This is a genomic window from Streptomyces sp. NBC_01463 (genome assembly GCA_036227345.1).
In the GTDB taxonomy this organism is placed as follows: Bacteria; Actinomycetota; Actinomycetes; order Streptomycetales; family Streptomycetaceae; genus Streptomyces.
The window spans coordinates 5,569,332-5,581,925 of the sequence record CP109468.1; the positions used below are offsets into that span (position 1 = coordinate 5,569,332).

Annotated in this window: 12 protein-coding genes; 10 read left to right on the top strand and 2 right to left on the bottom strand. The window is 71.4% G+C overall.

Annotation, left to right across the window (positions count from 1 at the left end):
- Positions 1-19: 19 nt before the first annotated feature.
- Positions 20-604, top strand: a complete 585-nt coding sequence (locus OG521_24685; protein WUW23792.1) for a GNAT family N-acetyltransferase — start codon at positions 20-22, stop codon at positions 602-604.
- Positions 605-624: 20 nt separating this feature from the next.
- Here the strand turns inward: OG521_24685 and OG521_24690 are convergent, their stop codons facing one another.
- Positions 625-1,173: a GNAT family N-acetyltransferase gene (locus OG521_24690; GenBank protein ID WUW23793.1), complete on the bottom strand. Its 549-nt coding sequence runs from the start codon at positions 1,171-1,173 to the stop codon at positions 625-627.
- 117 nt (positions 1,174-1,290) lie between these two features.
- Between OG521_24690 and OG521_24695 the strand changes: the two genes are divergently transcribed.
- The 6 genes from OG521_24695 (at position 1,291) to OG521_24720 (ending at position 8,433) form a co-directional block, all read left to right on the top strand.
- Complete coding sequence (locus OG521_24695; protein WUW23794.1) at positions 1,291-1,914, top strand: ABATE domain-containing protein; 624 nt, start codon at positions 1,291-1,293, stop codon at positions 1,912-1,914.
- Between the two features lie 88 nt (positions 1,915-2,002).
- The gene (locus OG521_24700; protein ID WUW23795.1) at positions 2,003-2,590 is read left to right on the top strand and encodes a sigma-70 family RNA polymerase sigma factor; all 588 of its coding nucleotides are present in this window, start codon (positions 2,003-2,005) and stop codon (positions 2,588-2,590) included.
- Complete coding sequence (locus OG521_24705; protein WUW23796.1) at positions 2,587-3,441, top strand: zf-HC2 domain-containing protein; 855 nt, start codon at positions 2,587-2,589, stop codon at positions 3,439-3,441. Before OG521_24700 ends, OG521_24705 begins: the two co-directional genes overlap by 4 nt.
- 139 nt (positions 3,442-3,580) lie before the next feature.
- Positions 3,581-5,959 (top strand): AAA family ATPase, encoded by a 2,379-nt coding sequence (locus OG521_24710; GenBank protein WUW23797.1) that lies wholly within the window; start codon positions 3,581-3,583, stop codon positions 5,957-5,959.
- 416 nt (positions 5,960-6,375) lie between these two features.
- Positions 6,376-7,809: an NAD-dependent malic enzyme gene (locus OG521_24715; GenBank protein WUW23798.1), complete on the top strand. Its 1,434-nt coding sequence runs from the start codon at positions 6,376-6,378 to the stop codon at positions 7,807-7,809.
- A 342-nt stretch (positions 7,810-8,151) separates the two neighbouring features.
- The gene (locus OG521_24720; GenBank protein WUW23799.1) at positions 8,152-8,433 is read left to right on the top strand and encodes an HU family DNA-binding protein; all 282 of its coding nucleotides are present in this window, start codon (positions 8,152-8,154) and stop codon (positions 8,431-8,433) included.
- Positions 8,434-8,560: 127 nt separating this feature from the next.
- Here the strand turns inward: OG521_24720 and murA are convergent, their stop codons facing one another.
- Complete coding sequence (gene murA, locus OG521_24725) at positions 8,561-9,901, bottom strand: UDP-N-acetylglucosamine 1-carboxyvinyltransferase (protein WUW23800.1); 1,341 nt, start codon at positions 9,899-9,901, stop codon at positions 8,561-8,563.
- 275 nt (positions 9,902-10,176) lie between these two features.
- Here murA and OG521_24730 point away from each other — a divergent pair, with 275 nt between their 5' ends.
- From OG521_24730 to OG521_24740, 3 genes are all read left to right on the top strand, one after another.
- The gene (locus OG521_24730) at positions 10,177-10,737 is read left to right on the top strand and encodes a YqgE/AlgH family protein (GenBank protein ID WUW23801.1); all 561 of its coding nucleotides are present in this window, start codon (positions 10,177-10,179) and stop codon (positions 10,735-10,737) included.
- Positions 10,738-10,766: 29 nt separating this feature from the next.
- Complete coding sequence (locus OG521_24735) at positions 10,767-11,060, top strand: DUF3039 domain-containing protein (protein WUW23802.1); 294 nt, start codon at positions 10,767-10,769, stop codon at positions 11,058-11,060.
- Positions 11,061-11,287: 227 nt separating this feature from the next.
- Positions 11,288-12,592 (top strand): extracellular solute-binding protein, encoded by a 1,305-nt coding sequence (locus OG521_24740; GenBank protein WUW23803.1) that lies wholly within the window; start codon positions 11,288-11,290, stop codon positions 12,590-12,592.
- Positions 12,593-12,594 lie beyond the last annotated feature (2 nt).

A 12,594-nucleotide genomic window follows, 5' to 3' on the forward strand; every position in this document is an offset into this window, starting at 1 on the left:
GCCCGGGTAGCGTGCGGGGATGACCGATGACATCCACCTGATCGACGCGGAGGTACGGCTCCGCCCCCTGACCCTGGCCGACGCCGGCCCCCGCGCGGAGTCCCTGACCCGCAGCCGTACGTACATGCGGCCCTGGGAGCCCGTGCGGCCCGAGGCCTTCTACACCGAGCAGGGGCAGCGCGAGCGGCTCGCCGACGCCTTGGCGGACCGCGAGGCGGGGCGCGCGATGACGTGGACCCTCGCCGACGCGCAGGACCGCGCGATCGGCGGGTTCAGCCTCAACGCCCTGGTCCTCGGGCCGTTCCGCAGCGCCACCCTGGGCTACTGGGTGGACGTGGCGTTCGCGGGCCGCGGACTGGCCACCGCCGCCGTGCGGCTGATCTGCGAACTGGCCAGGGACGAACTGCGGCTGCACCGGATCGAGGCCGGCACGGTGGTGGACAACACGGCGTCGCAGCGGGTGCTCGCCAAGTGCGGCTTCGAGGAGTTCGGCATGGCCCCGCGCTATCTGCACATCGACGGCGAATGGCGCGACCACCGGCTCTTCCAGCGCATCCTGCACGACGGCCCGTTGACCGGGGCACCGGCCGCCCCCGGCGCCTGAGCGCACCCGGTCCGGCGGGTTCAGCGGCCCGCCGCCCGGCGCTCGTGGCGGTGGCCGGCCAGCGGCCACGGCGGGTGCGCGGGCAGCACCTCCGCGAAGGCGTATCCGGCCTTCTCGGCCACCCGGCACGACGCCTCGTTGTCCTCCTGGTGCAGCAGGTCGAGCCGGACCAGCCCGTCCCCTGCCGGTGAGGTGAACGCCCAGCCGGTGAGCGCTTCCAGGGCCCGCGGGGCGATGCCGCGGCCGCGGGCGGGCGCCGCCGTCCAGTAGCCGACCTCGGCCGCGTCCGAGCCGGGCGAGGGGCGCACCAGGACGACGTTCCCGACCGGCCCGTCCCCGAGCGCCGTGTCCACGACGGCGAAGCTGTGGCGCAGCCCGGACGCCCGGCCCTCGTCCTGGGCCCGCAGCCAGTCCGCCGCCGCCTCCTCGTCCGCCACCGGGGCGCGGGATCCGGCCTGGATCGCCGGGTCGCGGTAGGCGTCCAGGAGGACCCCGAGGTCGCCCGGCAGCCAGGGGCGGAGCACCAGGGAGCCGTCCAGGATGCGGTCGGTGCGCAGGTCGTCGTTCATCCGGTCATCGTACGAGGGGAGTTGCCGCGGCCCGGGGTGGTGGCAGGGGTTACGGGCGGGGGCCGCGAGGGGCACTCTGGTGGGGACGTCTACCGGACCCGAGGCGGTGGCATGCGCATGGCGACGCGCAGGGGCTCGTGCGACTGGCGGTTCGACTCCGGGCGGCTCTGCCTGGACCTGGTCGCGACGGGGACCGGGAGCCCGGGCACCGCCGATCCGCTGGACCGGCCCGAACGGCTCGCCGACTGGCTGACGGCCGCCGGAGCCGTCCCGCGGGGCACCCTGCTCCAGGGCGTGGACGACCACTGGCTCGTGCGCTTCCGGCAGTTGCGGACCGCCCTGGACCGGCTGCTGACCGCACAGCTCGGCGGGCGCGGCGCCGACGGCGCCCTGGAGCGCGTCAACGCGCTCGCCGCCGGCTCCCCGCCGGTCCTGTGCGCCGTGCGCGCCGGTGACGGCGCGCTGGTGCGCGGCCTGAGCACCGAACCCGACTGCGCGGCCCTGCTGGCCGCCGTGGCGCGCGACGCCGTCGAGCTCCTCACCGACCCGGTCGCGCTGGACGGGCTGCGCCGCTGCGAGGGCGACCACTGCCGGCGCGTCTACCTGGACACCTCGCGCGGCCGGCGCCGCCGCTGGTGCTCCAGCGAGGTCTGCGGCAACCGCGAACGGGTCGCCCGGCACCGGCGCCGCAACGCGGACCCGGCAGGCGCCCTCCGGGACCGGGCGGCACCGGAGCCGTAAAGAATCTTGGACGCGGATTGAATGGATCGCCGCGCCGCCCCGTATCGATGGCCAAGGAGCTCAACAGGGTCTCGACCGGGAGGTTCGGGTGCGCAAGGATGCGGCCGTGGCCGATGACCGTCCGCACCGGGCCCGGCATCGCAGTGGGCCGCCCCCGTCACCCTCCGCCGTCCCTGACGAGGAGCTGATGCGGGCGCTCTACCGCGAACACGCCGGACCCCTGCTCGCGTACGTGCTCCGCCTCGTCGCCGGTGACCGGCAGCGGGCCGAGGACGTGGTGCAGGAGACGCTCATCCGTGCCTGGAAGAACGCCGGTTCGCTCAACAGGGCCACCGGTTCCGTCCGGCCCTGGCTGGTGACGGTCGCCCGGCGCATCGTCATCGATGGCCACCGCAGTCGGCAGGCCCGGCCGCACGAGGTCGACCCGTCACCGCTGGAGGTCATTCCCGCGGAGGACGAGATTGACAAGGCGCTGTGGCTGATGACGCTCTCGGACGCGCTCGACGATTTGACCCCCGCCCACCGGGAAGCATTGGTCGAGACCTACTTCAAGGGCCGTACGGTCAACGAGGCGGCCGAGGTCCTCGGCATCCCCAGTGGCACGGTGCGGTCCCGGGTCTTCTACGCACTGAGGTCGATGAAGCTCGCACTGGAGGAGAGGGGGATCACGGCATGAGCGACCACGACTGGGAGCCCTTCGGGCCCCGCCCGGCCGGTCCCTCCGGCCCCGCCGGGCCCTTCGTCCCGGGCCCGGCCGCCGGACCCGTCGACGAGGCGGGACACGACGCGGCGGGCGCGTACGTCCTCGGCATCCTGGACCCCGCCGAGGCCGCCGCCTTCGAGGAGCACCTGGCCGGCTGCGCCCGCTGCGCCGCCCATCTCGACGAGTTCGCCGGTCTTGAGCCGATGCTCGCGATGCTCGCCGAGGCCCCGGCCGCCGTGCCGGGCGCCCGGCCGGTCCCGCACGTCCCGGCGCCGCCCGCGCCCCGGGTGCTCGACACCCTGGTCGACGAGGTCGCCGCCAAACGCGCCCGGCGCACCCGGCGCGGGAGATACCTGGTGGCGGCGGCAGCGGCGCTGATCATCGGGGGCCCGGTGATCGCGGTGACGGCGACCGACAGCGGCAGCGGCACCGTCGAGGCGGCCGACCCGCACCCCACCAGCCCCGCCGAGGACGCCTTCTTCCACCACATGAAGGAGAAGGTGGAGGCGACCGACCCCGTGACCGCGGTCGACGCCACGGTCGGCATGGAGCCGAAGGCCTGGGGCACGCACACCGTGCTGGAGCTGAAGAACGTGAAGGGCCCGCAGAAGTGCCGGCTGGTCGCCGTCTCCAAGACCGGCGAGGAGGAGGTCGTCACCTCCTGGTCCGTGCCGAAGTGGGGCTACGGCATCACGGACTCCACGCATCCGGCCGCCAGATATCCGCTCTACGTCCACGGCGGGGCGGCCATGGAGCGGGCCGACATCGACCACTTCGAGGTCCGTACGTTCGACGGCGAACGGCTGGTGAGCGTCGACGCCTGAGCTGCTGGGCGGCCCCCGGCGGGTCCCCGAAACGCAATCGATATCCCGGCGCGCGAGATCGATGCCTGCGGCAGGTGCGCGAAGGCCCCCCTTCGCATAGGGTTGACGGCTGCCCAATGCACGTCAGAAGGGGGCCTCGGTGGCCGCGCAGGATGCCGCTGTCGATTCGTTGCGGGACCGGGAAATCGGTGTCGAGCAGGAACATCTCGACCGTGTTTACCACCGCCTCGAGGAGAAGATCCACGAGGCGGAATTTCTCATGAATGACGCCGTCAAGCGCGGCCAGGTGGGTACACCGGGAGCGCTCGCCGAACGGGACGCCCAGGTGTTCCGCGCCGGAATCCACCTCAACCGGCTGAACAGCGAGTTCGAGGACTTCCTCTTCGGGAGGATCGACCTGCTGCTCGGCAAGGACGGTGAACGCGGCCCGGACGGCGCGTTCACCTCCGTCGAACCCGCCGACGACGTCGTACGGGAGGACGGCACCGCCGATATCGCCGAGACGCTGCACATCGGCCGGATCGGGGTCCTCGACTCCGACTACGCGCCGCTGGTCATCGACTGGCGGGCCCCGGCGGCCGCCCCGTTCTACCGTTCGACGCCCAAGGAACCGGGCCGGGTGGTACGCCGCCGGGTCATCCGCTCCAAGGGCCGCCGGGTCCTCGGGGTCGAGGACGACCTGATGCGGCCCGAGCTGACCGCGTTCCTGGAGGGCGACAAGCTCCCCGTGATCGGCGACGGCGCACTGATGGCCGCACTCGGCCAGGCCCGCAGCCACACCATGCGGGACATCGTCTCCTCCATCCAGGCCGAGCAGGACCTGGTGATCCGGGCGCCCGCCGCCTCGGTCACCGAGGTCTCCGGCGGTCCCGGCACCGGCAAGACCGCGGTCGCGCTGCACCGGGCCGCCTACCTGCTCTACCAGGACCGGCGGCGGTACGCGGGCGGCATCCTCGTCGTCTCGCCGACGCCGCTGCTGGTCGCGTACACCGAAGGGGTGCTGCCCTCGCTCGGCGAGGAGGGCCAGGTCGCGATCCGCGCCGTCGGCTCGCTGTCCGACGAGGCGGCGGGCACCGAGGGCGCCACCACCTACGACGAACCGGCCGTGGCGCGCATCAAGGGCTCCTCCCGGATGCTCCACGTGCTGCGCAAGGCGGCCCGCGGGGCGCTGGAGCAGCCCGCGGCCCGCCCGGCGGCCCAGGAGGGCCAGCTGGCCTTCGGGGAGGCCGAGGAGGCGCCCCAGGAGGCGGCCACGCCCACCCGGCTCAGGGTGGTGGCCTTCGGCGCCCGCGTGGAACTCCACGAGGACGAGCTCCGGCGCATCCGCAACAACGTCCTGTCCGGCACCGCGCCGGTCAACCTGCTGCGCCCGCGCGCCCGCAAGCTGCTGCTCGACGCGCTGTGGAACCGGTCGTCGGGCCGCGGCCGCTACACCGACCAGGAGCTCGCGGCCGAACTGCGCTCGTCGTTCGACGAGGACGTCTCCACGGAGACGCCGTTCATCGAGTTCCTGAACGCCTGGTGGCCCGAGCTCACCCCGCGCGGGGTGCTCGCGGCGATGGCCGACGAGAAGCGGCTCGCCCGGTGGGCGCGCCGGACCCTCAACCAGGGCGAGGTGCGCCGGCTCGCGCGCTCCCTGAAGCGGCTGGACGCGGAGGGCCGCGGCCCGCTGTCCGTCCACGACGTGGCGATCCTCGACGAGCTGCAGACGCTGCTCGGCACCCCGCACCGGCCCAAGCGCAAGCGCGAGTTCGATCCGCTGGACCAGCTCACGGGTCTTGAGGAGCTGATGCCGCAGCGCGAGGAGACCCAGTGGGAGCGGGCCGAGCGGCTCGCGGCGGAGCGCACGGAGTACGCGCACGTCATCGTCGACGAGGCGCAGGACCTCACGCCGATGCAGTGGCGGATGGTCGGCCGCCGCGGCCGGCACGCCACCTGGACGATCGTCGGCGACCCGGCGCAGTCCTCCTGGTCCGATCCGGACGAGGCGTCGGCGGCGCGTGACGAGGCGCTGGGCAGCCGTCCGCGCCGGAACTTCACGCTGACCGTCAACTACCGCAACCCGGCGGAGATCGCCGAGCTGGCGGCCAAGGTCCTGGCGCTCGCGATGCCGGGCATGGAGTCCCCGGCCGCGGTCCGCTCCACGGGCGTGAAGCCGCGCTTCGAGACCGTGCGGGACGGCGATCTGGCCGGGACGGTGCGCGAGGAGGCGCGGCGGCTGCTCGGCGAGGTGGACGGCACGGTGGGTGTCGTCGTCGCGATGAACCGGCGGGCGCAGGCCCGTGGCTGGCTCGCGGAGCTCGGCGAGCGCGTGGTGGCGCTGGGCAGCCTGGAGGCGAAGGGTCTGGAGTACGACGCCACGGTGGTCGTCTCGCCCGCGGAGATCGCGGACGAGTCCCCGGCGGGGCTGCGGGTGCTGTACGTGGCGCTGACGCGCGCGACGCAGCAGCTGACGGTCGTCTCCGGGGAGCGGGACCTGCCCGACGAGGACGGGGTGCCGGACCTGCTCAGGGACTGACCGGGGGGCCGGGTGCGGGAGCCTTTTTTCGGTCAACCTGCGCCACGGGAATCACTTCTCCGGGGTGTTTGTTAGCCTGGAGTCGACACCGGCTCGATCCAAGCCCCCGGGCCCAACCTTCGTCGCTTCGAGCGACCACTTGCCGCGAGGCGAGCATGGCGGGCCGGTGTCGTACAACTGCAGAAGACAGACCCGCGTCACCTTCCGGTGGCGCGGGTCTGTTTTCGTTTGCGGGGCCGGTGGGGGTTCCGCTGGAAGCCTCATATCTCGTATGGTGGAAAACACTTTCCGAAGTGTGGCAGTCATTACCGGCTACTCGTCGGTAGGTGCGAATATCGGAAGGCGTGTCCGGAGAGAGGTGGTTTCCGCTCCGGTCACGCATAGCAATGAAGCTAAGGAAAGCGAAGGACTCGGCCATGGCAACGGCGCCCAGCGTCTCGTACTCGATGACGGTCAGGCTGGAGGTGCCCGCGAGCGGCACAGCGGTCTCCCAGCTCACCACGGCCGTGGAGTCCTCCGGTGGCTCGGTCACCGGCCTCGACGTGACCGCTTCCGGCCACGAGAAGCTGCGGATCGACGTCACGATCGCCGCCTCCTCCACCTCGCACGCCGACGAGATCGTCGAAGGTCTGCGCGACATCGAGGGCGTCGTCCTCGGCAAGGTCTCCGACCGTACGTTCCTGATGCACCTCGGCGGCAAGATCGAGATGGCGTCCAAGCACCCCATCCGCAACCGTGACGACCTCTCGATGATCTACACCCCGGGCGTGGCCCGGGTCTGCATGGCGATCGCCGAGAACCCCGAGGACGCCCGGCGCCTCACCATCAAGCGCAACTCCGTCGCAGTCGTGACGGACGGCTCCGCGGTGCTCGGCCTCGGCAACATCGGCCCGATGGCCGCCCTCCCGGTGATGGAGGGCAAGGCGGCCCTCTTCAAGCGCTTCGCGGGCATCGACGCCTGGCCGATCTGCCTGGACACCCAGGACACCGACGCCATCGTCGAGATCGTCAAGGCGATCGCCCCCGGCTTCGCGGGCATCAACCTGGAGGACATCTCGGCGCCGCGCTGCTTCGAGATCGAGGCCCGGCTGCGCGAGGCCCTGGACATCCCCGTCTTCCACGACGACCAGCACGGCACCGCCATCGTCGTCCTGGCCGCGCTGACCAACGCCCTGCGCGTGGTGGGCAAGGGCATCGGGGACGTACGGGTCGTCATGTCCGGCGCCGGAGCGGCCGGTACGGCCATCCTGAAGCTGCTCATCGCCGCGGGCGTCAAGCACACCGTCGTCGCCGACATCCACGGTGTGGTGCACGCCGGCCGCGAGGACCTGGTCTCCGCCGCCGCCGGCTCGCCGCTGCGCTGGATCGCCGACAACACCAACCCGGAGTCCGTCACCGGCACCCTCAAGGAGGCCGTCGTGGGCGCCGACGTCTTCATCGGTGTCTCGGCCCCGAACGTGCTGGACGGCGACGATGTCGCGGCCATGGCGGACGGTGCGATCGTGTTCGCGCTTGCGAACCCGGACCCCGAGGTCGACCCCGCGATCGCCCGCCGGACGGCCGCGGTCGTGGCCACCGGTCGTTCGGACTTCCCCAACCAGATCAACAACGTCCTGGTCTTCCCCGGAGTCTTCCGCGGCCTCCTGGACGCCCAGTCCCGCACCGTCAACACGGAGATGATGCTCGCCGCCGCGGGCGCCCTCGCCGATGTCGTCGCCGAGGACGAGGTGAACGCGAACTACATCATCCCGTCGGTCTTCAACGACAAGGTCGCCGGAGCGGTCGCGGGAGCCGTCCGGGACGCCGCCAAGGCGGCCGGCGCGGCTGTGACGGGCCCCACGTCCGTCTGATGTCCGGCGCGTCGCGGCTCGCGGCGCCCCAAACGCCCCTTTAGGGTGGGCGGGCGACGCGTCCCACAGAGCCCCGCATCAGGTGCGGACCGCTTTTGGGGAGTCGACGGAACGTCACCACGACGAGGCAGTGGTGCTTTTCGTGTGACTCCGGAGGGTGCCGGATTGGCTTTCCCGCCGCAGGTGGGGGCAGGATGCTTTCCCAAGGACTTCGTCCGGGGGAGACCCCACGGGGCGCGAAGGTCTCAAAAACGGACCCGGGTCCGGGCACTGTCCGAGGGCCCTGGCAGCATCGGCTTCGATCTCACGCCTCACAGGCAAGAAGAACACGGGAGTAACAACATGAACCGCAGTGAGCTGGTGGCCGCCCTGGCCGACCGCGCCGAGGTGACTCGCAAGGACGCCGACGCCGTGCTGGCCGCGCTCGCCGAGACCGTCGGTGAGATCGTCGCCAAGGGCGACGAGAAGGTCACCATCCCCGGTTTCCTGACCTTCGAGCGCACCCACCGTGCCGCTCGCACCGCTCGTAACCCGCAGACCGGCGACCCGATCAACATCCCGGCCGGCTACAGCGTGAAGGTCTCCGCGGGCTCGAAGCTCAAGGAAGCCGCCAAGGGCAAGTAACACCCCTGAGTACGACGAAGGGCGGTCACCCCGACCAGGGTGGCCGCCCTTCGGCGTACGGGCCGCAGAGGGCCGCTCCACGCCCCGCAGGCGCGTTCCCGGGGGCCCGGCCCCCGGGAACCCGTCGTCAGACCAGTGAACCGCCGGGCAGCTCGACCTTCGCGCCGAGCTTCTCCAGCTTCTCCATGAAGTTCTCGTAGCCGCGGTTGATCAGGTCGATCCCGTGGACCCGGGACGTCCCCTGGGCCGCCAGGGCGGCGATCAGGTACGAGAAACCGCCGCGCAGGTCCGGGATGACCAGATCCGCGCCCTGCAGCTTCGTCGGCCCGGAGACGACCGCGGAGTGCAGGAAGTTGCGCTGGCCGAAGCGGCAGTCGCTGCCGCCCAGGCACTCGCGGTAGAGCTGGATGTGCGCGCCCATCTGGTTGAGCGCCGAGGTGAAGCCGAGCCGGGACTCGTACACCGTCTCGTGCACGATCGACAGGCCGGCGGCCTGCGTCAGCGCCACGACCAGCGGCTGCTGCCAGTCGGTCTGGAAGCCGGGGTGCACGTCCGTCTCCAGCGCGATGGCGTTCAGCGCGCCGCCCGGGTGCCAGAAGCGGATGCCCTCGTCGTCGATCTCGAAGGCGCCGCCGACCCGGCGGAAGGTGTTCAGGAACGTCATCATCGAGCGCTGCTGGGCGCCGCGGACGTAGATGTTGCCCTCGGTCGCCAGCGCCGCGGACGCCCAGGAGGCGGCCTCCAGGCGGTCCGGGATGGCCCGGTGCGTATAACCGTCGAGCCGGTCCACACCGGTGATCCGGATGGTCCGGTCGGTGTCCATGGAGATGATCGCGCCCATCTTCTGCAGTACGCAGATGAGGTCCTCGATCTCCGGCTCCACGGCCGCGTTGGACAGCTCGGTGACACCCTCGGCGAGCACCGCGGTCAGCAGCACCTGCTCGGTGGAGCCGACCGAGGGGTACGGCAGCCGGATCTTGGTGCCGCGCAGCCGCTGCGGGGCCTCCAGGTACTGGCCGTCCGCCCGCTTCTCGATCGTCGCGCCGAACTGGCGCAGCACGTCGAAGTGGAAGTCGATCGGCCGGCCGCCGATGTCGCAGCCGCCGAGGCCCGGGATGAACGCGTGGCCCAGCCGGTGCAGCAGCGGGCCGCAGAAGAGGATCGGGATGCGCGACGAGCCCGCGTGGGCGTCGATGTCGGCGACGTTCGCGCTCTCGACATGGGTCGGGTCGAGGAGCAGCTCACCCGGTTCGTCACCCGGACGGACCGTCACGCCGTGCAGTTGCAGCAGCCCGCGCACCACCCGGACATCGCGGATGTCCGGCACGTTGCGCAGCCGGCTGGGCCCGCTGCCGAGCAGCGCGGCGACCATTGCCTTCGGCACCAGGTTCTTGGCGCCTCGGACGCGGATCTCACCCTCCAGCGGGGTTCCGCCGTGGACAAGCAGGACATCGTCTGTGCCGGTCATGAATCTCGCGTTCCGGAGTGGTCGGGCAGGGGGCCAACCGAAAGGGTAATGGCCAGGCACCCCCCTTCCGTAAGAGAACGGGGGGTGTGCGAACGTCATGAATCCGCCACAACACGCTCTGCTCCCCCCATCTTGCGGAGGGTTACCGTCCGGATGGGCGGTCGCGGCGTGCGCTCCTCGTGCATCCGTGCGCCCTGAGCTGCGCTCGGGCACCCAGGGCGACCAACAGGTCACTTGACCCCCGCGAACGCCGAAGATGCGGGATCATTTCTGCCATGACCGAGGTGTCCTCGCTCACAGGGCGGCTGCTCGTGGCCACACCCGCCCTGGCGGACCCGAATTTCGACCGTGCGGTGGTGCTGCTCCTCGACCACGACGAGGAGGGCTCGCTCGGCGTGGTCCTGAACCGCCCGACCCCCGTCGGCGTCGGTGACATCCTCGCGTCCTGGGCCGGACTGACCGGTGAGCCGGACGTCGTCTTCCAGGGCGGGCCCGTCTCCCTCGACTCGGCGCTCGGTGTCGCGGTGATCCCCGGCGACGAGGGTCCCCTGGGCTGGCGCCGGGTCCACGGGGCGATCGGCCTGGTGGACCTGGAGGCGCCCCCGGAGCTGCTGGCCGCGGCGCTCGGCTCGCTGCGGATCTTCGCCGGGTACGCCGGCTGGGGGCCCGGTCAGCTGGACACGGAGCTGTCCGAGGGCGCCTGGTACGTCGTCGAATCGGAACCGGGTGACGTGTCCTCGCCCAGCCCGGAAGGTCTCTGGCGGGCGGTACTGCGCCGCCAGCGCAGCGAACTGGCCATGATCGCCACGTATCCGGACGACCCTTCGCTGAACTGATGCCCGGGCTTTCAGTACGCTTGGCGGTTATGAGCACTCTTGAGCCCGAGCGCGGGGCAGGTACCGGAACCCTCGTGGAGCCGACGCCGCAGGTGTCGAACGGCGACGGCGACCACGAGCGCTACGCCCATTACGTTCAGAAGGACAAGATCATGGCGAGTGCCCTGGAGGGCACCCCCGTGGTCGCACTGTGCGGCAAGGTCTGGGTGCCGGGGCGTGACCCCAAGAAGTACCCGGTGTGCCCCATGTGCAAGGAGATCTACGAGTCCATGGGCGCCGGCGGCGACAAGGACAAGGGCAAGGGCGGCAAGGACAAGCAGTAGTCCCACCGCACCACGAAGAGCCCGGGAGAGCCCCCGGGGCACGCAGTCGCGTGCCCCGGGGGCTCTTCGCCGTGCGGGGGCCGCCGGCGTTGCACGGGCTGCTTCCGAGGGTCACAGAGTGGTGGAGACCACTTGTCGGCGTCCTGGTCCGGACCTACTCTCCTGCAAGTTGTGCAGAACGAAACGAGCGTTGCGCATGATGCAACGCCTACCGGTAGGGGTTCCGGATGATGTTTTCTGCCCGAATTGCCGTTCCGGCCGCGGCGCTTGTGCTGGCCGGCCTCACCGCCACCGCCTGCGCGCCGCAGACCTCCGACACCGGCTCCAAGGAGGACGACAAGACCGGCACGCTCCGCGTCTGGCTGTTCCAGGAGGTCGGCAACAAGCCCAAGGAGAAGGTCGTCGACGCCGCGACCGCCGCCTTCCGCAAGGCCCACGAGGGCGCGAAGGTCGAGATCGAGTACATACCGGTCGAGACCCGCGCCCAGCGCGTCAAGGCCGCGTTCAACGACCCCGACAGCGCCCCCGACCTCATCGAGTACGGCAACACGGACACCGCCGGCTACGTCAAGGACGGCGGACTCGCCGATGTCAGCGCGGAGTTCGCCGCCTGGGACGACGCCAAGGACACCGACCCGACGGCCAAGGAGTCGGTGACGGTCGGCGGCAAGGTCTACGGGGCCCCGCTCTTCGTCGGCGTCCGCGCGCTCTACTACCGCACCGACGTGTTCTCCCGGATGGGCATCGAGGCGCCCAAGTCCCAGGCCGAGCTGATCTCCACCGCGAAGAAGATCCACAAGGAGCAGCCGGACCTGTACGGACTCGCCGTCGGCGGCGCGTACACCTACGGTGCGATGCCCTTCATCTGGGCCAACGGCGGCGAACTCGCCGACGGGAGCGGCAGCGCGTACAAGGCCGCCATCAACAGCGACAAGGCCCGCAAGGGCATCGAGGCCTACACCTCCCTGTTCGGCGCCGCCAACTGCCCGGCCGCCAAGTGCGCCGCCATGGGCGGCAACGCGACCGTCACGGCCTTCGCCTCAGGCAAGGCCGCCATGGCCATCGGCGGCGACTTCAGCCACGCCGCCGTCGAAGCCGGCACGGTCAAGGGCAAGTACGCCGTCGTCCCGCTGCCCGGACTCGCCGAGGGCTCCGTCGCCCCCGCGTTCGCGGGCGGGAACAACATCGGCGTGCTGAAGAGCACCAAGCACCGCACCCTGGCCGTCGGCCTGATGAAGGAACTCACCGGCAAGGCCACCCAGGCGAAGATGTTCGACGCGATGGGCTTCCTGCCGACGTACAAGGACGTACGGGCCGAAGCGGCGAAGCGCGAGCCGTTCGTCGCCCCCTTCGTCGCCACGCTCGGCGCGGGCACCAGGTTCGTCCCCGCATCGCCGGCCTGGGGACAGATCGACTCCTCGCTGATCCTGCCGACGATGTTCCAGGAGATCGTCAGCGGCCGTAAGAACGTGGCGAAGGCCTCGGACGACGCCGCGAAGAAGATGGACGCGGCGTTCGCCGACGCGGGCTGACG